Source organism: Bradyrhizobium sp., assembly GCF_030646015.1.
GTDB lineage: Bacteria > Pseudomonadota > Alphaproteobacteria > Rhizobiales > Xanthobacteraceae > Bradyrhizobium.
The window spans coordinates 1-22,463 of sequence record NZ_JAUSLT010000149.1 but is presented as its reverse complement, the minus strand read 5'-3'; the positions used below and the strand labels follow the sequence as shown (position 1 = coordinate 22,463).

18 protein-coding genes and 1 pseudogene are annotated in these 22,463 nt (G+C 63.6%); 10 read left to right on the top strand and 9 right to left on the bottom strand.

Annotated elements, in window-relative coordinates:
- Positions 1-334 precede the first annotated feature (334 nt).
- From Q7T45_RS22650 to Q7T45_RS22635, 4 genes are all read right to left on the bottom strand, one after another.
- The gene (locus tag Q7T45_RS22650; RefSeq protein ID WP_304873720.1) at positions 335-1,576 is read right to left on the bottom strand and encodes a site-specific integrase; all 1,242 of its coding nucleotides are present in this window, start codon (positions 1,574-1,576) and stop codon (positions 335-337) included.
- A gap of 451 nt (positions 1,577-2,027) precedes the next feature.
- Positions 2,028-2,465, bottom strand: coding sequence for a hypothetical protein (locus Q7T45_RS22645; RefSeq protein ID WP_304873719.1), 438 nt, complete (start codon positions 2,463-2,465; stop codon positions 2,028-2,030).
- 13 nt (positions 2,466-2,478) lie between these two features.
- Positions 2,479-3,477, bottom strand: a complete 999-nt coding sequence (locus Q7T45_RS22640; RefSeq protein ID WP_304873718.1) for a hypothetical protein — start codon at positions 3,475-3,477, stop codon at positions 2,479-2,481.
- A 204-nt stretch (positions 3,478-3,681) separates the two neighbouring features.
- On the bottom strand, positions 3,682-4,587 hold the full coding sequence (locus tag Q7T45_RS22635; protein WP_304873717.1) for a LysR substrate-binding domain-containing protein: 906 nt from the start codon (positions 4,585-4,587) through the stop codon (positions 3,682-3,684).
- 127 nt (positions 4,588-4,714) lie between these two features.
- On the opposite strand from Q7T45_RS22635, the gene Q7T45_RS22630 reads away from it, so the two are divergent.
- From Q7T45_RS22630 to Q7T45_RS22615, 4 genes are all read left to right on the top strand, one after another.
- Positions 4,715-5,536 (top strand): acetoacetate decarboxylase family protein, encoded by an 822-nt coding sequence (locus Q7T45_RS22630; RefSeq protein WP_304873716.1) that lies wholly within the window; start codon positions 4,715-4,717, stop codon positions 5,534-5,536.
- Between the two features lie 41 nt (positions 5,537-5,577).
- Complete coding sequence (locus Q7T45_RS22625; protein ID WP_304873715.1) at positions 5,578-6,543, top strand: VOC family protein; 966 nt, start codon at positions 5,578-5,580, stop codon at positions 6,541-6,543.
- 104 nt (positions 6,544-6,647) lie between these two features.
- Positions 6,648-9,005: a molybdopterin guanine dinucleotide-containing S/N-oxide reductase gene (locus tag Q7T45_RS22620; protein ID WP_304873713.1), complete on the top strand. Its 2,358-nt coding sequence runs from the start codon at positions 6,648-6,650 to the stop codon at positions 9,003-9,005.
- 176 nt (positions 9,006-9,181) lie between these two features.
- Positions 9,182-9,736 (top strand): lipopolysaccharide assembly protein LapB, encoded by a 555-nt coding sequence (locus Q7T45_RS22615; RefSeq protein ID WP_304873712.1) that lies wholly within the window; start codon positions 9,182-9,184, stop codon positions 9,734-9,736.
- A gap of 85 nt (positions 9,737-9,821) precedes the next feature.
- On the opposite strand, the gene Q7T45_RS22610 is transcribed toward Q7T45_RS22615, so the two are convergent.
- Entirely contained in the window at positions 9,822-11,297 is a 1,476-nt protein-coding gene (locus Q7T45_RS22610; RefSeq protein ID WP_304873731.1) for a GH1 family beta-glucosidase, read from the bottom strand.
- Between the two features lie 187 nt (positions 11,298-11,484).
- On the opposite strand from Q7T45_RS22610, the gene Q7T45_RS22605 reads away from it, so the two are divergent.
- The 3 genes and pseudogenes from Q7T45_RS22605 (at position 11,485) to Q7T45_RS22595 (ending at position 16,049) form a co-directional block, all read left to right on the top strand.
- On the top strand, positions 11,485-12,372 hold the full coding sequence (locus tag Q7T45_RS22605; RefSeq protein ID WP_304873711.1) for a dihydrodipicolinate synthase family protein: 888 nt from the start codon (positions 11,485-11,487) through the stop codon (positions 12,370-12,372).
- A gap of 153 nt (positions 12,373-12,525) precedes the next feature.
- Positions 12,526-13,631 (top strand): annotated as a pseudogene (locus Q7T45_RS22600) (S1C family serine protease).
- A 93-nt stretch (positions 13,632-13,724) separates the two neighbouring features.
- Positions 13,725-16,049: a xanthine dehydrogenase family protein molybdopterin-binding subunit gene (locus tag Q7T45_RS22595; protein WP_304873710.1), complete on the top strand. Its 2,325-nt coding sequence runs from the start codon at positions 13,725-13,727 to the stop codon at positions 16,047-16,049.
- 187 nt (positions 16,050-16,236) lie between these two features.
- Here Q7T45_RS22595 and Q7T45_RS22590 read toward each other — a convergent pair whose 3' ends face one another.
- From Q7T45_RS22590 to Q7T45_RS22580, 3 genes are read right to left on the bottom strand one after another with little or no spacing between them, the layout of a single operon-like run.
- Positions 16,237-17,433, bottom strand: a complete 1,197-nt coding sequence (locus Q7T45_RS22590) for an acyl-CoA dehydrogenase family protein (RefSeq protein ID WP_304873707.1) — start codon at positions 17,431-17,433, stop codon at positions 16,237-16,239.
- A 16-nt stretch (positions 17,434-17,449) separates the two neighbouring features.
- Complete coding sequence (locus tag Q7T45_RS22585) at positions 17,450-18,601, bottom strand: acyl-CoA dehydrogenase family protein (protein WP_304873706.1); 1,152 nt, start codon at positions 18,599-18,601, stop codon at positions 17,450-17,452.
- A gap of 5 nt (positions 18,602-18,606) precedes the next feature.
- Positions 18,607-19,455 carry an enoyl-CoA hydratase gene (locus Q7T45_RS22580; RefSeq protein ID WP_304873705.1) on the bottom strand — a complete coding sequence of 283 codons (849 nt, stop codon included), beginning with the start codon at positions 19,453-19,455 and terminating at the stop codon, positions 18,607-18,609.
- 353 nt (positions 19,456-19,808) lie between these two features.
- Here Q7T45_RS22580 and Q7T45_RS22575 point away from each other — a divergent pair, with 353 nt between their 5' ends.
- The 3 genes from Q7T45_RS22575 to Q7T45_RS22565 are packed head-to-tail and all read left to right on the top strand — an operon-like array spanning position 19,809 to position 21,827.
- Positions 19,809-20,426 carry a LemA family protein gene (locus Q7T45_RS22575; protein WP_304873703.1) on the top strand — a complete coding sequence of 206 codons (618 nt, stop codon included), beginning with the start codon at positions 19,809-19,811 and terminating at the stop codon, positions 20,424-20,426.
- 37 nt (positions 20,427-20,463) lie between these two features.
- Positions 20,464-21,330 carry a YgcG family protein gene (locus Q7T45_RS22570; protein ID WP_304873702.1) on the top strand — a complete coding sequence of 289 codons (867 nt, stop codon included), beginning with the start codon at positions 20,464-20,466 and terminating at the stop codon, positions 21,328-21,330.
- The gene (locus Q7T45_RS22565) at positions 21,330-21,827 is read left to right on the top strand and encodes a TPM domain-containing protein (protein ID WP_304873701.1); all 498 of its coding nucleotides are present in this window, start codon (positions 21,330-21,332) and stop codon (positions 21,825-21,827) included. Before Q7T45_RS22570 ends, Q7T45_RS22565 begins: the two co-directional genes overlap by 1 nt.
- Positions 21,828-21,992: 165 nt before the next feature.
- On the opposite strand, the gene Q7T45_RS22560 is transcribed toward Q7T45_RS22565, so the two are convergent.
- A partial coding sequence (locus Q7T45_RS22560; RefSeq protein ID WP_304873700.1) for a glutathione binding-like protein occupies positions 21,993-22,463 on the bottom strand: 471 nt, incomplete at its 5' end.

Below are 22,463 nucleotides of genomic sequence, written 5' to 3'. Positions count from 1 at the left end.
AGGCGGAACGGAAATGCCGGCCAATAACGCAGAAAGAGACTGTCATTGGTGGGCCCGGTAGGACTCGAACCTGCAACTAGACCGTTATGAGCGATTTGATCAAGGGGGCGCGTCAAAACCGTACTTGATCTATACCTGCGATCAGCGTGCGTCCACGAGGCCGAGCAGAACGAACCACGTTGATGGCTACAGCCCAAGATAAGCCCAAGATTGAACGTGAACAAAGAGGGAAGATCAGGAAGAAACAGCGCCAAGAAACTCAACAAATTCAATTATCTTCGCCGAGACCATTCCGTTCGGGACGCAGGGGTCGCAGGTCCTTGCTAACAGTACATCACGTCGCGATGCGCCTCCGCAAAGGAACAACTTGGGATTCCTCGGTCAGATTGAGTACTGGAAAATTCGCCCGAATGGTCTGCGCGACATAGCTCGGCGACAGGTGCGCATAATGCTTCTCTGTCATGCGGGTATCTGCATGGCCGAGCTGAGCTGCAATAACGCCCATCGGAACACCCTTCATCGCCAGATGTGACGCATAAGTATGTCGTAAGATGTGGAAATTGACGGCTGGTGAGATCCCGGCCTGCCGGCTTGCTTCAGTTAGGGGGCGTTTCTGATGGGAAGCTCCCCACGTTTTTCCGTCGTCGCGCAGAAAGATCCTATCAGTTCCGAGGCGGTCGGCAGTCCAAACCTGAAAGATATCCTTACCCTCATCGGTAAGAACGACGTGGCGAACCTTACCTTTGCTAAGGCGGATCGCAAGCGTACCACTATCGCGGTTGAAACCTTCGCATTTGAGTCGGGTAAGCTCGGAGTAACGGCAGCCCGTAAGCAACGCCGCCTGAACAAGTTTCTGGAAGTCGCGTGAGCATGCGTTGACCAACCGTCGGCAATCGGTGACGGAAATGTAGCGTACGACGGCTTCATCGACCCGCTTGAATGGCTTGACCTTTCGCCAGGCGCTATCGCTGGCAACGCGATCTGCGTGAAAGGCCCGGTTGAGCGCTGCCTTCAACATGGTGAGAATTCGGTTGGCAGTTGCCTTACGAGCGCGGCGGGCGTCGTCATCATCAGCGGTTTCGCGCGTTGCCGGCTCGGATGCTGTGCGCTTGCTGCGGACGCGTTTGGGCTGAGTGGCTATCTTGTTGCGCCAACGGTTGAGGCGATCGGTGGTCAGCTTTTCGATCCGGATGGAGCCGAGCTCTGGCAGGATCCAGGCATCGAAAACGTACTTTGCGCCCTGCACGGCGGCCGGCGACTTCTCAGCGGCTATTTCGCCGAGATAGTCCTTGACCGCGTCTGCGACCGCATAGGGGCCTTCGCGAAGCCTGCCCTCGGCAATCTGTCGCTGACGGTCGGCCCAACGCTTGGCGTGCTCTTGCGCCTGCCAATAGTCGAGAACGGTTGCCCCGTCGGCCTCTAGGGTGTCATCGGCGGCGCCGATCGCCTCGGTTGCGTAGATCCCATCACCCCGGTAGTGACCCGCAATCCATGAGCCTGCGACCGCACCACGATAATAGCCGAGCCGCAGACCCTTCGCGATCTTTGCAAAATAGGGCGTACGGCGAATGCCCAATCGCGTTCGCGCGGTTCTTGTTTCGAGAGACGTGTTGCGCGCAGAACGGGGCATGTTGATGGGTTGGCTTCTTCAACTTTTCTTCAAAAGACGGTCGTGAATCGTGGAATACCTTAGCGTACACCAGCGAACTAAGCAATTGAAATCATTATGTTTGTTGGCGTTCGTTGACGTTCGCCAAAGTGCGCGTTACGCCTCTCTCAAGGCTGAAACAGGGGTTCGATTCCCCTAGGGAGCGCCAGCCGCCAACGTCTCTGCATCGACCGGTTTCGTAGCTCCCTGCTATTTTTCGAAGGCCGCCGGGAAACTGCGTGCAAACAGCTCGCCGCGGTCTTGCGAAATCGTCTGAGCCAGTTGCCAAGGGGACAAGCGGGCTTTTCCGCGCCCACAATGAACCGCGGGTTCGTCATCCTCGCCGCTTCGTCTCAAGGTCAGCAGCCGCAAACGATGATTATCCGTGCCCCACAGTCCCGAATTCGCAGGTGTTGGGATCCTTATTGCTCGCAGTGAGCGAAGCACCTGCGGCGCCGGCCATTGTGGTCCTCGGTTTCGGTCCACCGGCAGGTCTTCCCCGACCATTGACGATGTGTTTGCCCGTGGCACTTCCGTGCATGCCGTTTTTGGCGACGAAATCCTTGACCAGATTCACCGTGTCTGCGGGGACCGTCACCTGAGCCTCCTCGCGCTTTACTCTACTCGTAAATTTTCCGAGATGGCCGGCCTTCTCGATCATCTTCACAACCTTGATCACGTCGTGAAGGCCCATCCGAATTGAAAGGCCTTCCTTGAGAAATGTAGGAGTGACTTGTTCGATCGGCTTGCGCTTCGCCCCCTTCCGGTTGGCTGCTTTCGCTTTACCCTTCGCTTTGGTCTTGGCCGGTTTCTTCATATTAGCCTCCCTTCTACGGTCTGACGACGACAGTCGTTCGGAACAATTTGAGCGTGAGTGCCTGATTGACGGCCTCGGCAGCTCTCGCCTCCGAACTTGTCCCCGGGCGAGTGCTGACGAGCGACATGGACGGGAAGACGCGAACCAGTTGCAGATTGCGTCCCCCGGGATCGCTAACGGCAAGACCCATGGTGATCTTGTGCAAATCCCTGCGGACCGCCTCCCCGGTGAACGCCGCGTCGACGACCTGCAGGCCGGGCACCACCTGCGTGAATGCGATTTTTGGTGTAAGGCTGCCGCTGACCTCGGTCTGGAATTCGAGCGCATCGACCAGGGTTGGAGGTCCTTCAGGTTTGTCTTTCGGGCCGCCGAGATTTTCAAAGATCGTCATGTTGATGAAATCGATCATGAAGCCCCTTACGCCGATGTTGCCGGTGATCGGGTAGACGTAGTTCGGTGGAACGAGATGGCTGTAGCTGCGTCCGATCGAGGCGCCGCTGCAGTAATGCTCAGGGAGTTTCAACAGCCCGCTGAATGTATCGGTGAGTGTGAAGATACGTTCGTTCTTGCGTGAGCGATCGGCTTTGCCTTTGATGCCGAATGTCAGATTTGAAGTCGTGAATGGTTTAAGTAGATTTATTTCCGTGTTGAGATTGTTTTCCTCGGTCATCTCCAGATCGAACGTGTAGGCAACACCTGTATTGTAGAAGGTTTCCACGACGTCTCTGACGTGACCCGTGAAGAGCTTCGGCTGGAATTGTTGGATCGGCCTCTGGTCGTTGAGAAATTCGAGGCCGATCGCGCGTGCCCGGGCATCGACGCGGCCGTTCGCCTGATTTTCGTCGGCTGTCAGCCAGCCAAGCGCGAGATCCCTGACGGCCTGTCGCGTTTCGCAGCGGATCTGCTTCACGATGACCGGCGTGGAAACGCCCGCTACCTGTTCCGGGAGAGGTCGAATTGCGCAACCTGCCAGAAAAACAGTTGCGATGAGGGGCAATATCCGCTGCAACATGGCTGTCTCCCCATGATGAACAACTTAAGAATATGCAACGGAGGATTGCACGGTAACGGGTGTGAGTCTGTTTCATACACGCAAAAGTTGATCGCCATCGTATGAGTTACCGTCGGCAATCGATGTCAGGCAGATCCGGTCCTGGGCCCGATGGTGGGTGGCGATCCTCGCCGCGTTTGCGCGCTTGCAAAAGGCCGCCCGGCGTCAGCTGACGTTCCTCATCCAGCTTGAGAAGGCTTCGATGGCCGGCGCGCGCGGATTATGCGCCATCGACACCAGATAAAACCCGTAGCCGGGCAGGGAGAGCGGATGGGCCTTCACCAGCAGCCCGTTCCTCAGTTCATTGCTGACGATCACGTCGCTGCAGATCGCAACGCCCTGTCCGCCGATCACGGCGTCGATCGCGTGCAGTTCCTCGCTGAAACTCAGGTCCTTAGCCCTTTCGACGGCGTTGAAACCGGGATCGATCGACCGCGCGACATCGAGCCATTGCCGCCAGGTCGGCGCTTCCGGATCGCCGTTGATCCAGTCGTAGTGGATCAGGGGAAGACGCCGCAGATCGGCGGCCCGCTCGATCGGGCCATGTTGCTGCAACAGGCGCGGGCTGCACACGGGAACGTAGCTGTCCCGAAACACTTCGTGCATCACGAAGTCGAGCGGCGGCTGTCGGGCGTGCCGGATCGCGATGTCGGCGGCGTCCGCTCGCACATCGAGGACAGCATCCGTGCCGATGATTTCCAGCGGGATACCAGGGTTTTCTTCACGCCATTTCGGCAATTGCGGCACCAGCCATTTGCTGGCGAAGGCGTTGGTGCTGGTGACGCGAAGCGGCGCCTGCACATCCACTTCCGCCAGCAACGTCACGGCCGAGGCCAGCGCATCGAAGCCGTTGCGCAAGGCCGGATAGAGCCGTGCCCCGGCGCTCGTCAGGAGCAACGGCCGCGGGCGCCGCTGGAATAGGGTTACGCCGCAGGCCTCTTCCAGCTGCCGTATCTGGTGGCTGATGGCCGTCGGTGTGACGCCGAGCTCGTTGGCGGCAGCGGCGAAGCTGAGATGCCGGGCGGCGGCCTCGAAGGCGTGGAGAGCGCGAAGGGGCGGCAGCTTCCTCATCCCTCCAGTGTAGATGAGGTTTTTTCATCCGCCACCTGAATTCTTCGATTTTGCAATGGTTTGGTGCCCCATGAGATCACGATCAGAATTCTTCCAAACCCCATCATTCTTTCGAAGGAGACGATCGATGAGTTATCAGTTCGAGGCCGGACGCATCTATCGGATGCCGACGCATTTCGGACCGGCACCCGGACCGCGCCAATTGCCTGACGACGTCGTGGTCGACCCGAAGCGCAGTCCGCGACGTCTCTCCGTCGCGGCGAGTTTTCGGACCGATCCCGCGGCGCTGGAACGGCATCTGCCCGAAGGGTTTACCCTTGCCGGCGAACCGGTGGTCACGGTCGAATTTCATCACATGACCGACATCGACTGGCTGGCGGGGCGTGGCTACACCATGATCTGGGTCGGCTGGCCTGCGACGTTCACAGGCAGTCGGGACCGCGCCACCGGCCAATTTCTGGCCGTCGTCTGGGAGAATCTCGCCGATCCGATCATCACCGGTCGTTGCGAGATCGGACATCCCAAATTGTATGCCGAGATCGCGGAGCCACGCAGGTTCAACGGCGCCCAGATGTGCGCGGCGGGCTGGATGGAATTCCGCTTTCTCGAACTCGAAGTGTCGCGATTGCAGGACACCGCGCCGGTCCGGCCGGCCACGGCTTCGGACGGAACCCTGATGCTGAAATACGTGCCGCGCACCGGCGCCTGGGGCGAGACGGATTTGCGCCAGGTCACGCTGACGCCATCAGGCGATCCGGACAACCATGTCGAGCAGCGCCAGACCGGCGCGGGCGCTGTGCGCTTCCACAAAGCCAACTTTTCGGACCTGCCGACCATGCATCATGTGGTGAACGCGCTGGCGGCATTGCCCGTGATCGAACCGCGCGGCGGCGCGGTCACGCTTTCGCGTGGCGGCAAATCCTACCGCGACCAGCGCGTGTTGCTGTGATAGATCGTCAGCCGATCTGAACCCAGGCAACGGACCCTGCGATGAATCTCGACCTGACCCGACGCACCTTGCTGCATCTCGCCGGCGCCTCCTCATTCGCTGCGGCTGCCGCGGCGGCGGAGCGGGCCGAGGGCGGTGGAAGCAGCGGCGGACCGACCTTCGCCGACCGCACGCCGATGCGGATCGGCACGGTGACGATGCGCGTCCGCACGCTGGATACCGTCGCGGATTTCTATCGCGACGTGCTGGGCCTCGCCGTGATGGAACGGACCGCTACGGCAGCGGTGCTCGGCTCGGACGGAGTAAAACTGCTGGTGCTCGAGGCGCGTCCGCAGGCTCTGGACGAATCCCGCAAGGCGGCCGGGCTTTATCACACCGCCTTCCTGATGCCGTCGCGAAAAGATCTGGCGCGCTGGCTGGTGCATGCGGCGCTCAATCGCGTGCCGCTGTCGGGCTTCGCGGATCACCGCGTCAGCGAATCCGTCTATCTCGACGATCCCGAGGGCAACGGCATCGAGGTCTATGCCGATCGCGATCCCTCGCTCTGGCAGTGGAGCGACGGAACGGTGACGATGGGGACCGACCAGCTCGATATCGACGGCCTCGTCGCGCTCACCGATACGCGCGTCAGCGATTACGCAAAGGCGCCCGAGGGCTTGCGTATCGGCCACATTCATCTGCGTGTCGGCGACCTCGCCCAGGCCGAAGGTTTTTACCGCGGCGCCATCGGCTTCGATCCGACGCGCCAGCGCAACGGTGCGGCGTTCCTGTCCTCTGGCCGCTATCATCACCATCTCGGTCTCAACGTCTGGCAGAGCGCGGGCGCCGGCCGCCGCGATGATGCGACTACCGGCCTTGCCTGGTTTTCGCTGGAGATCGAGCAAGCGGATATTCTCGCAGCACAGGAACAACGCCTGCGTCAGGCCGGTGTCGAGATGGCAGCCATTGCGAACGGGCTCGAGGCCGTCGACCCCTGGGGCACCCGGGTGCGCCTCGTCAAGGTCTGAACATCAGCCGAAGCCTGCGCTTCAGCGCAGCCTCACCGATCCATACGCATGGCAGCCCAGGGAATGCTGGTGTAGTGTCGGACCAGCGATGAGCGGGAGTCCGAATGACCGAAATAATCGAAAAACCCTCTTCCGATTCCGCTCCGGCAACCGAGGCGCGTTTCCGGCCGCATACTTCGCACTGGGGCGCTTTTTCGGCGCGCTGGCAGGGCAACGAACTGGAGGTTCGTCCGCATCCCGACGATCCCGATCCGAACCGCATTATCGAGAATTTTCCCGGGGCGTTGCGTCATCGCGCGCGCGTGGCGCAGCCGATGGTGCGCCGCGGCTGGCTTGAAGGCAAACGTGGACCTGACGAACGCCGCGGACGCGACGAGTTCATTCCGCTGTCCTGGGACTCGGCGCTCGATCTGCTCGGCGCCGAGCTGGCGCGGGTTCGGGATAATCATGGCGCGGGTTCGGTGTTCGGCGGATCCTATGGCTGGTCGAGCGCGGGACGCTTTCACCACGCGCAAAGCCAGGTCCACCGCTTTCTCAACATGGCGATGGGAGGCTATGTCAGGTCGGTCAATACCTACAGCTCCGGCGCTTCCTCGGTCCTGATACCTCACATCATCGGCGACTACGAGCAGATGACGAAGCGTAACGTGACCTGGGAGCAGATCGTCGCACATAGCGAGATCGTGGTCGCCTTCGGCGGCATGGCGCTGAAGAACAGCATGGTGGCCGGCGGCAGTGTCAGCCAGCATGTCGAGCGCGGCGCCATGGCGCGTGCCCGGGTGAACGGTTGCAAGTTCGTGCATGTCAGTCCGCTGCGTGAAGATCTGCCCGAGGAAGCCCGCTCGCAGTGGATGAGCAACATCCCCGGCACCGACACCGCGCTGATGCTTGCGCTGGTGCACACGCTGGTCGTCGAAGGATTGCACGATCGCGATTTCCTCGACCGCTATACCGTCGGCTGGCCGGTGTTCGAGCGCTATCTGCTGGGCGAGACCGACGGCCAGGCCAAGGATGCGGCATGGGCGGCAATCATCACCGGCGTGGCGGCCGACACCATCGTGGCGCTCGCCCGCCAGCTGCACGGACGCCGCGCCCTGATCGTGGTCTCGCATTCGCTGCAACGTGCCGAGCACGGCGAGCAGCCGGTCTGGATGGGCGCCGTGCTCGCCGCGGCGCTGGGGCAGATCGGCCTGCCGGGCGGCGGCTACGCCTACGCGCTCGGGGCGATCGCCTATTACGGACGCCGCAACAATGCGGTGCCGTTGCCGACGCTGCCGCAGGGCCGCAACGGCGTTGCCGAATTCATCCCCGTAGCCCGCATCGCCGACATGCTGCTCAATCCCGGCGGCTCCTACCGCTACAACGGCAAGACCCTGACCTATCCCGACATCCGCCTGGTCTACTGGGCCGGCGGCAATCCGTTCCATCATCATCAGGATCTCAACCGGCTGCGGCGCGCTTTCGCGCAGGTCGATACGCTGGTGGTGCATGAACTGGGCTGGACCGCGACGGCGCGTCACGCCGATTTCGTTTTGCCCGCGACCATGACGCTGGAGCGCGAGGATATCGGAGGCAGCTCCAACGATCCGCTGCTGGTGCCGATGCCGCGGATCGCGCCGCCCTATGGCGAGGCGCGCGACGATTACGCGATCTTCTCCGATCTGGCCGAACGCCTCGGCGCCCGCGAAGCCTTCACCGAGGGCCGCACGGTCCGGCAATGGCTGGAGCACCTGTATGCGCCGACAAGGAAGGGTCTGGCGGAGATGGATCTGCCGGCGCCCGATTTCGAAACATTCTGGGCGAGCGACGGCCTGATCGTGCCGCAACAGCCTGACGATGGCGGGCAGATCAGGCGTTTCCGCGACGATCCTGACGGGGCGAAGCTGCCGACCCCCAGCGGCAAGGTCGAGATTTTTTCAGAGACCATCGCGGGCTTCGATGAGCCGTCCTGTCCCGGTCATCCGACCTGGCTCGCGCCGGTGCAGCCGGCGCCATCGACGCCGCTGATCCTGGTCTCCAACCAGCCCGCGACGCGGTTGCACAGCCAACTCGACTTCGGTGCCCACAGCGCGGGCTCGAAGCATCGCGGCCGCGAAGTCGCCCGCATGCATCCGGCCGACGCCGCGGCGCGCGGTATTGCTGACGGCGACATCATCCGTCTGTTCAACGAGCGCGGCGCCTGCCTCGCGGGCGTTCGCGTCACCGACGACATCAGGCGCGGCGTGGTCCAGTTGCCGACCGGCGCGTGGTACGACCCAGCTGACCCGTGCGAAGAAGCCCCGCTCTGCGTGCACGGAAATCCGAATGTTCTCACGCGCGACATCGGCACATCCGCTTTGGCGCAGGGCTGCACCGGCCAGTTGACGACCATCGAGGCCGAACGCTTCGACGGCAACCTGCCGCCGATCCAGGCCTATGATCCGCCCATCGCTTCGGATCCGGCGAACCGGATGATCGGCTGAAACAAGCTCCCGCTGATGCCCCGTCGTACTGATCGATTTTCGATCTCCGAAAATTCCGGGTGAGGTTGATCGAGATCAAACGAAGATGATTCGTCCTCATCATGATGAGGACGCCAGTTTCAAATCCGCGTGCAGGATTTGCCCGGCCACCATGGCATGCTGCGGGAGGAAGTCTCATGAAGTCTTGTAATCGTCTTGGCGTGCTGACGGCGGCGTTGCTGTTCACGCTGTCGCTGGGCCTCGGCAGCGTCCTTGCCGCCGGCGATCCCGAACCGAGCCCGCCCCGATCCGACGTCAAGAGCGGCAAGAAGAAGAGCGGCGACAAGAAGGAAGACAAGGACAAGAAGAAGTTCGAGGAGCAGTTCCTCGATGGCTATCGCGCCGCCTATACCGCGATCTACGATCGTCACGATTATCCCGGCGCGATTTCGCGGCTGAAGGCACTGGGTCGTGACGACCGGGCCGATGTCGCCAACCTGATCGGATACGCCTATCGCAAGCTCGGTGACTACAAGGTGTCGCAGGTCTGGTACGAGCGCGCGCTGAAGGCCGATCCGGCCCACGTCAGAACCTGGCAGTATTACGGGTTGTGGCAGCTCGAACAGGGCAATCGCGAACAGGCGCAGCATCATCTGGCCAGAATCGGGTCGCTGTGCGGGACCGATTGCGCCGAATACCGCTCGCTCGCCGATGCCCTCGACAAGGCGCCGGGCACCGCACTGGTTTACTGATTTCAGGTTGCGCCACGTCAGCCGGTGCGGGCGTCCGCCGGCAAACGGCCTCGTTGCTGGCGGCCGCAGATCCGACGGCGTCCTGCTAAACCCCGATCGCATTCCTCGCCACCACGTCGCGAAAGAATGACGCGCTGAGTTTTGCCACCCGCGCCTGTGTTTCGAAGTCCACCCGGTACACGCCGAACCGCTTTTCGAACCCGAAGATCCACTCGAAATTGTCCATCAGGCTCCACAGGAAATAGCCCTTTACCGGGACGCCTTCCGAGGTCGCGCGCTGCAGCTGCGCCAAATAGTTGCGCAGGTACATGATGCGGTCGAGGTCGTAGACCTGCCCGTCGGGGCCAAGCTTGTCCTCCGAGGAGGTGCCGTTCTCGCTGATATAGATGGTGTCGATGTTCCAGACTTTGGCGGCCAGCCGCGGCGCCCAGTAGATCACCTCGGGGCCGACGCGCAGCCATTCCGAATTCATGTGCGGGAACGAGGCGGGGAAGGGCAGCACCGACCAGCCCGGCTTCTTGTCGGAAGCGGCGATGTAGAATTGCGGCGCGTAGATGTTGAGGCCGACGAAGTCGTTCTTCGAGCCGATGATCTTCAATTCCTCGGCGGTGAATTTAGGCGCGTCCTTGCCGGCATATTCCAGGAAGCCATCGGTGTATTTGCCCTCCAGGATCACGCCGAGAAAACCCGCGTTCAATTCGCGCGTCGCCATCTCGGCGGCGCGGACATGTTCCGGGGTGTCGAACGCCGGCACGCAGGCCGCGATATTCTCGGCCGGGCCGACCCTGGTGCCGGCGCGCGCCCTGGCGCGGATCGCCTGCACGGCGAGCCCGTGCGCCAGAACGACATGGTGACGCGCCTGGTTCAGCTCGCCCGTCGGCAGTTTCAGGCCCGGCGCATCGATGCCCCAGCCGTAGCCAAAATTCAGAAATCGCCCGGCTTCGTTGAGGGTGAAGATGTTCTTGACGCGGTCGCTCAGGCGCTCGGCCACGTAACCCGCGTAATCCCCGAATGCCTTCGAGGTGTCGCTGGATTGCCAGCCGCCGACACGGTCCTGCAGCGCCTGCGGCAAATCCCAGTGATACAGCGTTGCGTAGGGCTCGATGCCGTTCTTCAGGAGCTCATCGACCAGGCGGTTGTAGAAATCGAGCCCCTTGGGATTCGCAGCGCCGCTTCCTTCCGGAAACACCCGCGGCCACGCGATCGAAAATCGATAGGCCTTGGCGCCGAGATCCCGGATCAGGCCGACGTCTTCCTTGTAACGGTGATAGTGATCGTTGGCGCGGTCGGCGTTGCTACCGTCCTCGATCTTGCCCGGCGTATGGGCAAACGTGTCCCAGATCGAACGGCCGCGGCCGTCCTCGTTGACGGCGCCTTCGATCTGATAGGACGATGTGGCGGTGCCCCAGACGAAATCGTTCGGAAAGGGAAACGGTGCGTGCCGCTCGGCTGCCGGCCTGGCGTCGCCATCCGCAGGCTTCGCGGGCGTCGCCGCCAGCCCGAGGAAGGCGGAAAGCCCCGTGAGCTTGGCAAAATGCCGACGCGAAAATTTTGAGAACATCGCAATCTCCGTCACCGTCAGGGATTGATCTGCCAGGCCCGAAATCCGGTCAATCTCGAAGGCGACCGTAACAGGGGATTCGGCGTCCACGAACCCGACGCCTTGAAAATTCTTCGAGCCCATGGCCAGATCGACGATCGCGGCTGCGAATTGACCCGGGCGCCGCGAAGGTCCTAAAGTCAGTCTCATGACTGATTTCCACGGCGTTTTTCCCTATCTCGTCTCCCCCATCGATCCCGCCGGCCAGATCCGCACCGATGTGTTGGCTCATCTGTGCGACGATCTCATCAAGTCCGGCGTGCACGGACTGACGCCGCTCGGCTCGACCGGCGAGTTTGCCTATCTCAACAATGCGCAGCGTCAGGCTGTGGTGCAGACCACGATCGAGGTGGCAAAAGGCCGCGTGCCTGTGGTCGCCGGCGTCGCCTCGACTTCGACGGCGGACGCGGTGGCGCAGGCCAAAGCCTGCCAGAAGCTCGGCGCCGACGGCATCCTGGCGATCCTGGAAGCGTATTTCCCGCTCAGCGATCGCCAAGTCGAATCCTATTTTCGCGCCATCGCGGACGCGGTCGATATTCCCGTGGTGATCTACACCAATCCGCAATTCCAGCGCTCGGATCTCACGCTCGACGTCATCGCGCGGCTCGCGGCCCATCCGCGCATCGGCTACATCAAGGACGCCTCGACCAATACCGGGCGGCTGCTGTCGATCATGAATCGCTGCGGCGACTCGATCCGCGTTTTCTCGGCGTCGGCGCATATCCCGGCCGCGGTGATGCTGATCGGCGGGGTCGGCTGGATGGCGGGGCCGGCCTGCATCATCCCCAAACAAAGCGTCGAACTCTACAACCTCTGCAAGGCCGCGCGCTGGGACGACGCGCTGAAGCTGCAGCGGAAGCTGTGGCGGATCAACGAGGCCTTCGCGCGCTACAACCTCGCCGCCTGCATCAAGGCGGGGCTTTCGATCCAGGGCTACGAGGTCGGCGACCCCGTGCCGCCGCAGGCCGCGTTAACGGCGGAGGAGCGCAAGGCGGTCGAAGCGGTGCTGCGGGGGGTGGCGGAGGCGGTTTCCTGACGGGTTGTCGCCGCGACAGGCCAGAAACTTCCGGAGTGTTGCGGCGTTTTTGCACCGGGCGCGGCTGGCGCCCGGCAGCGGGGAAGGCGGTACTTTATCCCGACCCCTGCAATCGACTGGATCTGGTCATGAGGGGTCATGAGGTGAGTGAAGATGAACCGTCGCACCACTCTCGCGCTGGCAGCCGTCGCGGCGCTGGTACTGGCGCTTACCGGAGCGAAATTCTGGCTCGCGCCGTCGGCGACCACGGTGGCGCGAGCGATCGAGCAACGCGGCGCGTTTTCCGAGGTCGAACGGGGAGCGATTGAAATCTTCGAGCGGGTGTCGCCGTCGGTCGTGCAGGTCGCGGCCCGCTCCGGCGCCAACCCGCTTTCCGAGGATGAGGGGCCGTCGTCATCCGGCGAAGCGCCGGCGTCATCCGGCACGGGCTTCATCTGGGACAACCAGGGCCACGTGGTCACCAACGATCACGTCGTCCAGGGTGCAAAGACGGTCGCGCTTCGCTTTGCCTCGGGTGAAGTGGCCGAGGCCGAGGTGATCGGCGTGGCGCCGAATTACGACCTTGCCGTGCTGCGGATCCGGAATGCCCGGCAGGCGCCGCCGCCCTTTGCGCTCGGAAGTTCGGCCGACCTGAAAGTCGGGCAAGCCGCATTTGCGATCGGCAATCCGTTCGGGCTTGATCAATCGATGACCAGCGGCATCATCAGCGCGCTCAAACGGAGGCTCCCGACCAGCAGCGGCCGTGAAATCGCCAATGTCATTCAGACCGATGCCGCGATCAATCCCGGCAACTCGGGTGGACCGCTGCTGGATTCCGCCGGGCGGCTGATCGGTGTCACCACCGCGATTATTTCACCGTCCGGCACCAACGCCGGAATAGGCTTCGCGGTACCGGTCGATATCGTCAATCGTGTCGTACCCGAACTCATCCGGACCGGACGGGTGCCCACCCCGGGGATCGGTATCGTGGCGGCGAACGAGGCCCTGCGACCCGGCTCGGGATCGAAGGCGTGATCGTCGTGCGCACGGCCCCCGCCGGTCCGGCGGCGCGCGCGGGGATCCGCGGTGTCGACTTCCCCACCGGCGCGCTCGGGGATGTCATCACCGAGGTCAACGGCAAGCCCGTTCGGCGGCTTTCAGACCTCACCGACGAGATCGAGCAGATTGGCGCCGGCCGATCGGTGAAATTGACCGTGAAACGGGGCTCGCATTCCCGAAATCTGGACGTCGACATCGTGGACATCGGCCGACCGTCATAGTGCCCAATCGCTAGGCCGCGGTTCGGTCGGTTGTTTCCATCGCGAAATCCGCTAAAACCCGTCCTTCGAACAAGAGACTCGAAGGACAAACTGATGAACATTCTTCCTGGCAATCTGCGTTTCGGTGCGGGCCAGCCCGTCAAGCGTCTTGAAGACCAGCGATTGCTTACCGGGAAGGGGCAGTTCATCGACGACAAGCCGGAAGACGGCGCGCTTTGGTTGCATGTGCTGCGCTCGCCGCATGCCCACGCCAGGATCACCTCGATCGACAGCCAGGCGGCCGCCGGGATGCCGGGCGTCGAGGCGGTGTACACCGGCGCTGACCTCGTCGCCGACGACATCGGCACCATCCCGACGCTGGCGGTGTTCATGCGGCCGGACGGCAAGCCGATGACGGTGCCGCCGCGCCGGCTGCTGGCGCATGAGGTCGTGCGCTATGCCGGCGAGGCGGTGGCCGCCGTGGTGGCGACATCGCGGGTGGCGGCGCAGACCGCGGCCGAGGCGATCGCGATCGACTACGAGATCTTGCCGTCGGTGGTGGATCCCGTCGAGGCGACAAAACCCGGCGCGCCGGTGGTGTGGGCCGAGGCGCCGGACAACATCGTCGCGGCCATGAGCTATGGCGATGCCGCCAAGGTCGAGGCGGTCTTCGCCAGCGCTGCGCACAAGGTTTCGCTCGACCTGGTCAGCCAGCGCCTCGTTCCCTCCGCGATGGAGCCGCGCTCGATCATCGCCGAGATCGAGAAGAAGACCGGACGGCTGATCCTGCATGTGCAGTCGCAGACGCCGGGTTCGACCCGCGATCTGCTTGCGGAAGCAGTCCTGAAGCGGCCGAAGGAGAGCATCCGCGTGTTGGTCGGCGATATCGGCGGTGGCTTTGGCCAGAAGACCAGCCTCTATCCCGAAGACGGCATCGTCGCCTATGCCGCGACAAAGCTGAACCGCAAGGTGCGCTGGCGTGGCGACCGCACCGACGAGTTCGTCGGCGGCACCCATGGCCGCGATCTCACCTCGACCGGCGAGTTCGCGCTCGACGCCAAGGGGCGTGTGCTGGCCTATCGGGTGCGCTCGGTCGGCGGCACCGGCGCCTATTCGAGTGGCGCGGGCAATATCATTCCGCTGGTGCTCGGCCCCTTCGTGCAGTCCGGCGTCTACGACCTGCCGCTGGTGCATTACGAGGTCAAATCGGTGATGACCCACACCGCGCCGGTCGGCGCCTATCGCGGCGCGGGCCGCCCCGAGGGCGTCTTCATCGTAGAGCGGCTGATGGATGCCGCCGCCCGGCAGATCGGGATGGATCCGCGCGCCATTCGGAACGTGAACTACATCAAGCCGTCGCAGCTGCCCTATACCAATCCGGTCGGCCAGGTCTATGATTCCGGCGCGTTCGCCCACATGCTGGAACGCGCTTCGAAGCTTGCCGACTGGGACGGATTTGCCGCCCGCAAAAAGGCAGCGAAGAAGAAGGGCCTGCTCTACGGCCGCGGCCTCACCAGCTATATTGAATGGACCGGCGGCCGCGCCCATACCGAAAAGGTCAGCCTGCACGCCACAGCGGAAGGCCGCATCATCCTGCATTCCGGCACCATGGCGATGGGGCAGGGGCTGCAGACCACCTTCACGCAGATGGCGGCTGACGCGCTCGGTATCGCCATGGACAAGATCGACATCGTGCAGGGCGATACGGATCTCGCCACCGGCTTCGGCAGCGTCGGTTCGCGCTCGCTGTTCGTCGGCGGCACCGCGCTGGCGGTCTCCGCCGCCGACATGATCGCCAAGGCGCGCGAAAAGGCGTCGAATATTCTCGAAGCCTCGGTCGAGGACATCGAATACCGCGAGGGCATGCTGACGGTGGTCGGCACCGACAAGCGGATCGGCCTGTTCGAGATCGCGAAGAAGGAAAGCGGTGCGCGGCTCAGCGTCGACAGCGAGGGCGAAGTCGACGGCCCGAGCTGGCCGAACGGCACCCATATCTGCGAAGTCGAGATCGATCCCGAGACCGGCGTGACGAAGATCGTGCGCTACACCACCGTCGATGACGTCGGCGTGGCCGTCAATCCGATGCTGGTGACCGGCCAGATTCACGGCGGCGTCGCGCAGGGCATCGGCCAGGCGCTGTACGAGGGCGTGAGCTACGACGCCGAAGGGCAGCTGCTGACCGCTAGCTACCAGGACTACTGCCTGCCGCGCGCCGACGACATCCCGCCGATCGCGGTCGCGCTCGATGACTCAGCGCCGTGCAAGACCAACCCGCTCGGCGCCAAGGGCTGCGGCGAATCCGGCACGATCGGCGGCACCCCCTGCCTCGTCAACGGCGTGATCGATGCGCTCAGCGAACTCGGCATCAAGAACCTGACGACGCCGCTGACCCCGATGAAGGTCTGGCAGGCGATCCGGGATGCGAAGGCGGGGGCGTAGGAGCACGATCGCTCTTCACCCTCCCCTGGAGGGGGAGGGTCGGCTCGCATAGAGCGTAGCGAAATGCGAGACGGGGTGGGGTGACAGTCTTTCAACTCGTGCGCTGTTCGAAACGAGAGACCGTCACCCCACCCCGCCGCTCCTTTCAGTCGCGTCGACCCTCCCCCTTCAGGGGAGGGTAAGTGCCCTACAACCCCAGCACCATCTTCGCCACGATATCGCGCTGGATTTCCGAGGAGCCACCGAAGATGGTGTAGGCGCGGCCGTTGAGATATTCCGGCACCACCGGCAAAATCTCTTCCGGAATCCCCGGCGCCTCGTTCAGCCGGTACAGCGGCCGCATCGGCTCGACATAGAGCCCGTCATTGCCGATCACCTCGACGCCGAGCCGCGTTACCGCCTGGCGGATTTCGCTGACCCGCAGTTTCAAAAGCGATGACACCGCGCCCGGGTTCTGCCCGGTCTGCAGCGCCGACAGCACCCGCAGCTCGGTCATCTCAAGCGTGTCGATGTCGACCTCGATCTCGGACATCCGCACCGCGATATCGGGATCGTCGATGGCGTGGCCGGTGGCGTCCGATTCAGCGAGGTCAGCGACGGTCTTCAGCGCGTCGCGCAGTTTGGCTGACGCAATGCCAGAGCCGCGTTCGAATTCGAGCAGATATTTGCCGTAGGTCCAGCCCTTGCCTTCCTCGCCGACGCGGTTGGTGACGGGAACGCGGACGTCGTCGAAGAACACCTGGTTGACCTCGTGGTCGCCGCCGATGGTGAGAATCGGCCGCGTGGTGATGCCGGGGCTCTTCATGTCGATCAGGATAAAACTGATGCCGTCCTGCTTGCGCTCGGTATCATTGGTGCGCACCAGCGCGAACATGCGGTTGGCGTGATGCGCGTGCGTGGTCCAGATCTTGGTGCCGTTGATGACGTAGTCGTCGCCGTCGCGCACCGCGCGGGTCTTCAGCGAGGCGAGGTCGGAGCCGGAGCCTGGCTCGGAATAGCCCTGGCACCAGTAATCCTCGCCCGAAAGAATCCGCGGCAGATAGAAATTCTTCTGCTCCGGCGTGCCGAAGCCGATGATGACGGGTCCGACCATCTTGACGCCCATCACGTTGACGTTGGGCGTGCCGGCGCGGGCGCATTCGGCCTCGAAAATCCAGCGCTGCGCCGGCGTCCAGTCCGGTCCGCCGGCTTCCACCGGCCATCCCGGCGCGCCCCAGCCCTTTTCATGCAGCGCGCGCTGCCAGGCCATGCCGATATCGGGATCGGAAAATACCGATGGCGTCAACGCGGTGGCGCGTTTCATTTCCGGCGTGAGATTTTGCGCGATGAAGTCGCGGACTTCCTGCTCGAAGATGCGTTCTTCCGCGCTGAAGGTGAGGTCCATGCTGGCGCTCCGATGCTCAGGCGTGAGGGGGTGTTCGTCCGCCCAACGCGGCGTGACGGCGGTAATGATGGGCGCTGCCGCCGAACAGCGTGTCGAAGGCGAGCAGCCGCTTGAAGTAGGAGCCGATGTCGAGCTCTTCGGTGACGCCCATGGCGCCGTGCAGCTGCACCGACTGCTCGGCGACGAAGCGCGCGGATTTGCCGATCTTGGCTTTCGCGCCCGATGCGGCACGGCCCCGCGCGACCGGTTCGGCATCGGCCATCACCGCCGCGCGCAACGCGATCGATCGCGCCTCGTCGCAATGCATCGCCATGTCGGCGAGGCGATGGCGGATCACCTGGTTGGCGGACAGCGGCTTGCCGAACTGCTGGCGCACCTTGGTGTATTCCAGCGTCATGTCGAACATGATCTGCATGATACCGACCGCCTCGGCGCCGAGCGCTGCCAGCGCGCGGTCGACCACGGCCTCGATTTGCGGCAGCGCATCGCTGCCGTTGTCGATCAGGGCGTCGGGCTCGAGCCGAACGCCCGTTAGTTCGAGATTACAGGCGCGGCCGCCGCCGAGCCTTGGATAATCCCGCATCGTCAGGCCAACGCTGCCGGCTGGCACCAGGTACAGGCATAAATCCCCCGCCGCGCCGTCCCCGCCAGGGAGGCGGGCCGAGACGATGATCTGGTCCGCCGCGTGCGCGTCGAGCACGGCGGTCTTGCAGCCGTCGATGATCCAGCCGTCCGGCGTGGGGGTCGCTGTGGTCTCGACATGCGAAAGGTCGAACCGCGCGGCTCGCTCCGAATGCGCGAAGGAAAGGCGCAGCGATCCGTCGGCGACCTTTGGCAGCATCGCCTGCTTCTGCGCCTCGCTGCCGCATTCGGCGATCAGGCCGGCGCCGATCACCACCGTCGACAGATAGGGCTCGGAAACCAGCCCGCGCCCGAAGGCTTCCATCACGATGCCGGTCTCGACCGGTCCCGCGCCGAGCCCGCCATACTCTTCCGCGATCGGCAGCGCCAGCCAGCCAAGCTCGGAAAACTGTTTCCAGATCGCGGGGCTGAAGCCGAGCGGATCGCCGGCGCTCTTGCGGCGGTGATCGGCGTGATAGGTTTCCGCGATGAAGCGGTCGACACTTTCGCGCAGCAGGCGCTGCTCGTCGCTGAGATTGAGGTCCATCTGATTTACTTTACCGCCGCCGTTTTCCTGACCGAGGGATGCAGCCCCGCGGGGTCGACCACCATGCCGAACTCCTGCAGATTATGCGCGTGACAGAGCTGATGCAGCGCAAAGGCCTGATCGATCGCCGCCGGCTGGCCCATGACATCGACCGAGCGGTTCACCGCCTCCTTTGTCATCTTCAGCGCGAACGACGGTTTGGCGGCGATCCTCTCGGCCAGCTTCATCACGAATGACGACAGATCAGGCCGCGGCACCACATGATTGACCATGCCGAGCCGGTGCGCTTCCTCGGCGCTCCAGACGTCGGCGGTGAACAGCAATTCCTTGGCCTTGCGCGGGCCGAGTTCCCAGGGATGCACGAACCATTCGACGCCGCAGACGCCCATGGTCACCACGGGATCGCAGAACTCGGCATCTTCGCTGGCGACGATCAGGTCGCAGGCCCAGGCCAGCATCAGCCCGCCGGCGATGCACTTGCCATGGACTTCCGCGATCGTCGGTTTTGCGAGGTTGCGCCAGCGCCGGGTGATCTGCAGATAGATCTCCTGCTCGCGCGCGAAGCGGCCATGGGCATTCGGTTCGGCAAACCCGCCCCAATTTCCGACCGGCGGAAAATCCACCCCGGCGGCGTTTTTGGCGCCGGGGCGCAGATCGTGCCCGGCCGAGAAATGCGGGCCGTTGCCGGCCAGGATGATGACCTTGACCGCGTCGTCCTGCACCGCGGCGTCGAATGCGGCGTTGAGGTCGTAGGTCATCTGCAGGTTCTGCGCGTTGCGGGCCTCGGGCCGGTTCATCACGATCCGGGCGATCCGCGGTTCCGGCCGTTCCACGATGATGGTCTCGTATCCCATGGCTTTCCCGTCCCTTTTATTGTTATCGGGTCATGTTGCCTGTTCAGGCGAATGATAGGCAAGGGCTATCATGGCGCGAAGATACTTACCCTCCCCTGGAGGGGGAGGGTCGACGCGAATGAAATGAGCGGCGGGGTGGGGTGGCGGTCTCTCATCTTGAACAGTGCCGGCGTTGATAGGCCGTCACCCCACCCCGTCTCACATGTCGCTGCGCTCCATGTGAGCCGACCCTCCCCCTCCAGGGGAGGGTGAACACCCGTTGATCGCAAATAGACTGGCGAACGTCCCTTCGGTTGCTTACCTGAGGGGATGCTTCTGATACGTTGCGGCAAAATCCAACCGGAGAAATGACGATGCGCAGATTATGGACCGTGCTGGCGGCGCTGGCGACGCTGAGCCTCACCAATTGCGGCTATAATGCGATCCAGACCAATGACGAGCAGGTCAAGGCCGGCTGGTCGGAGGTCGTCAACCAGTACCAGCGGCGCGCCGACCTCGTGCCCAATCTGGTCAATTCGGTGAAAGGCTTCGCGCAGCAGGAAAAGGACGTGCTGCTCGGGGTCACCAACGCCCGTGCCAAGGTCGGCGGCATCCAGGCGACGCCCGAGGTGCTCAACGACCCCGCCGCGTTCCAGAAATTCACCGCGGCGCAGGGCGAACTCTCCAGCGCGCTGTCGCGGTTGCTGGTCGTGACCGAGAACTACCCGCAGCTCAAATCCGACGCGCTGTTCAAGGACCTGATGTCGCAGCTCGAAGGCACCGAAAACCGCATTACGGTGGCGCGCAACCGCTACATCAAGGCGGTGCAGGACTATAATGTCGGCATCCGCACCTTCCCGAACAATTTGACGGCGATGGCGTTCGGCTACAAGGAGAAGCCGAACTTCACCGTCGAGAACGAGAAGGCGATCTCGACCGCGCCGAAGGTGGACTTTAATCCGGCGCCGGCGCCGGCCGCACCTGCCAAGTAACCTGACAGGTGATGCGACCATCAAGGGCCGGCCTGCGATGAACGCTGCAAGAGCCGCCTTCCTTGCGCTGCTGCTGTGCTTTTCCTGCGCAGCCGCGGCCGACGTCGCGGTGCCGCCGCTGTCAGGGCGCGTGGTCGATCAGACCGGGACGTTGTCCAGCGGCGACGTCGCCGCGCTGACGCAGACTCTGAAGGATCTGCAGACGCGCAAGGGCAGCCAGATCGCGGTGCTGATCGTTCCCACCACCGATCAGGAATCCATCGAGCAATTCTCGATCCGGGTCGCGGAAGCCTGGAAGATCGGCCGCAAGAAGATCGACGACGGCGCGCTGCTGGTCGTCGCCAAGAACGACCGGCGTCTTCGCATCGAGGTTGGCTACGGCCTCGAGGGCGCGCTCACCGACGCCACCACCAGGCGCATCATCGACGAAGACATCACGCCGAAATTCAAATCCGGCGATTTCGCCGGCGGCATTTCGGCGGGCGTCAACCGGATGATCCGGGTGATCGACGGCGAAAAACTGCCGGCGCCGGAGCCGGAGCACTGGCGTGGCACGGGTCTCGAGAACTATATTGATCCCTTCAATCCCTTTGTCCTCGTCGCGGCATTCCTCATCAGCGGTCTGCTGCGGACCACGCTGGGTCGTCTGGTCGGCTCGGTTGCGACCGGCGGCGTTATCGGATTCGTGGCCTGGCTGTTCGTCGGCTCCATTGTCGCCTCGGTCATTGTCGGGATCGCCGCCTTCATCTTCGCCATGTTCAGCGACATGGTCTCGACCGGTGGCGGACGAGGCGGCGGCGCTGGCTCATGGTCGGGAGGCGGCAGTTCGGGCAGTTCAAGCAGCGGCGGATTCAGCGGCGGTGGTGGAAGTTTCGGCGGCGGCGGCGCGTCGGGGAGCTGGTAATGGGCATCAAGCGCATCGGCAGGCATCTCATCGCCCATCGCTGGCGGGTCCGGCGCATTTTTCCGCCTGACGTGATGGCGGTGATCGAACGCGCCATCAAGGCGGGCGAGGCGACGCATTCCGGCCAGCTCCGCTTCGTGGTGGAAGGCGCGCTCGACGGCGCGCCGCTGTTCCGCGACCAGCCGGCGCGCGAGCGCGCGCTGGATGTGTTCTCGCAACTGCGGATCTGGGACACCGCCGACAATAACGGCGTGCTGATCTACCTGCTGCTGGCCGACCGCGACGTCGAGATCGTCGCCGACCGCGGCATCGACGCAAAAGTCGGCGCCGCCGGCTGGGAAGACATCTGCAAGGCGATGGAGACCGAGTTCCGGGCGGGCGATTTCGCCCGCGGCGCGATCAGGGGGATCGACGCGGTGTCGCGGCTGCTGGCTGCACATTTTCCGCGGGATGGCGGCGGGAAGAACGAACTGCCGGATGCGCCGGTGGTGATGTGATTTCTTACCCTCCCCTGGAGGGGGAGGGTCGCTCGCGTAGCGAGCGGGGTGGGGTGAAAGTCCCTCGTCGCCAACAGTGCCCGGGTTGAGGGACAATCACCCCACCCCGTCTCGCATCTTGCGATGCGAGCCGACCCTCCCCCTCCAGGGGAGGGTGAAGAATCCCTACGCCTTCGCCGAAGGCCGCGCGCCGACCCGCGCGAACCACGCCGCGATGTTGGCGTTGGTGGTATCGAGCGGCTGACCGACCTGGTTGCCGAAGTTGAGCCAGCCGTAGAGCAGGATGTCGGCCAGCGTGAAGCGCTTGCCGCACAGATAGTCCTTGCCGGCGATCTGCCCGTCGAGCCATTTCAGGCGGTTTTGCGCGATCATCTTGAGACCGGGGGAGGCTTCCGGCACGACGGGAATCCGCTTCTCGAAAAACTTCAGCGCCTCGCCGAAACGATAGCCGTTGGCCAGCGGCTCGCAAATGTTGAGGTCGACGCGGCGGGTCCACATCCGGCACTCCGCGCGCTCTTCCGGCGTCGATCCGATCAGCGCCGGCGCGGGATTCTTCTCTTCGAGGTATTCGCAGATCGCGGTGATCTCCGACAGATAGCTGCCGTCGTCGAGCTCGAGCGTCGGCATCTGGCCGTG

Excerpts from the sequence above, each read along its gene's own strand:
- Q7T45_RS22645 (WP_304873719.1), bottom strand. The coding sequence starts at position 2,465 with ATGAAGAAACCGGCCAAGACCAAAGCGAAGGGTAAAGCGAAAGCAGCC.
- Q7T45_RS22640 (WP_304873718.1), bottom strand. The coding sequence starts at position 3,477 with ATGTTGCAGCGGATATTGCCCCTCATCGCAACTGTTTTTCTGGCAGGT.
- Q7T45_RS22635 (WP_304873717.1), bottom strand. The coding sequence starts at position 4,587 with ATGAGGAAGCTGCCGCCCCTTCGCGCTCTCCACGCCTTCGAGGCCGCC.
- Q7T45_RS22630 (WP_304873716.1), top strand. The coding sequence starts at position 4,715 with ATGAGTTATCAGTTCGAGGCCGGACGCATCTATCGGATGCCGACGCAT.
- Q7T45_RS22625 (WP_304873715.1), top strand. The coding sequence starts at position 5,578 with ATGAATCTCGACCTGACCCGACGCACCTTGCTGCATCTCGCCGGCGCC.
- Q7T45_RS22620 (WP_304873713.1), top strand. The coding sequence starts at position 6,648 with ATGACCGAAATAATCGAAAAACCCTCTTCCGATTCCGCTCCGGCAACC.
- Q7T45_RS22615 (WP_304873712.1), top strand. The coding sequence starts at position 9,182 with ATGAAGTCTTGTAATCGTCTTGGCGTGCTGACGGCGGCGTTGCTGTTC.
- Q7T45_RS22610 (WP_304873731.1), bottom strand. The coding sequence starts at position 11,297 with ATGTTCTCAAAATTTTCGCGTCGGCATTTTGCCAAGCTCACGGGGCTT.
- Q7T45_RS22605 (WP_304873711.1), top strand. The coding sequence starts at position 11,485 with ATGACTGATTTCCACGGCGTTTTTCCCTATCTCGTCTCCCCCATCGAT.
- Q7T45_RS22595 (WP_304873710.1), top strand. The coding sequence starts at position 13,725 with ATGAACATTCTTCCTGGCAATCTGCGTTTCGGTGCGGGCCAGCCCGTC.
- Q7T45_RS22590 (WP_304873707.1), bottom strand. The coding sequence starts at position 17,433 with ATGGACCTCACCTTCAGCGCGGAAGAACGCATCTTCGAGCAGGAAGTC.
- Q7T45_RS22585 (WP_304873706.1), bottom strand. The coding sequence starts at position 18,601 with ATGGACCTCAATCTCAGCGACGAGCAGCGCCTGCTGCGCGAAAGTGTC.
- Q7T45_RS22580 (WP_304873705.1), bottom strand. The coding sequence starts at position 19,455 with ATGGGATACGAGACCATCATCGTGGAACGGCCGGAACCGCGGATCGCC.
- Q7T45_RS22575 (WP_304873703.1), top strand. The coding sequence starts at position 19,809 with ATGCGCAGATTATGGACCGTGCTGGCGGCGCTGGCGACGCTGAGCCTC.
- Q7T45_RS22570 (WP_304873702.1), top strand. The coding sequence starts at position 20,464 with ATGAACGCTGCAAGAGCCGCCTTCCTTGCGCTGCTGCTGTGCTTTTCC.
- Q7T45_RS22565 (WP_304873701.1), top strand. The coding sequence starts at position 21,330 with ATGGGCATCAAGCGCATCGGCAGGCATCTCATCGCCCATCGCTGGCGG.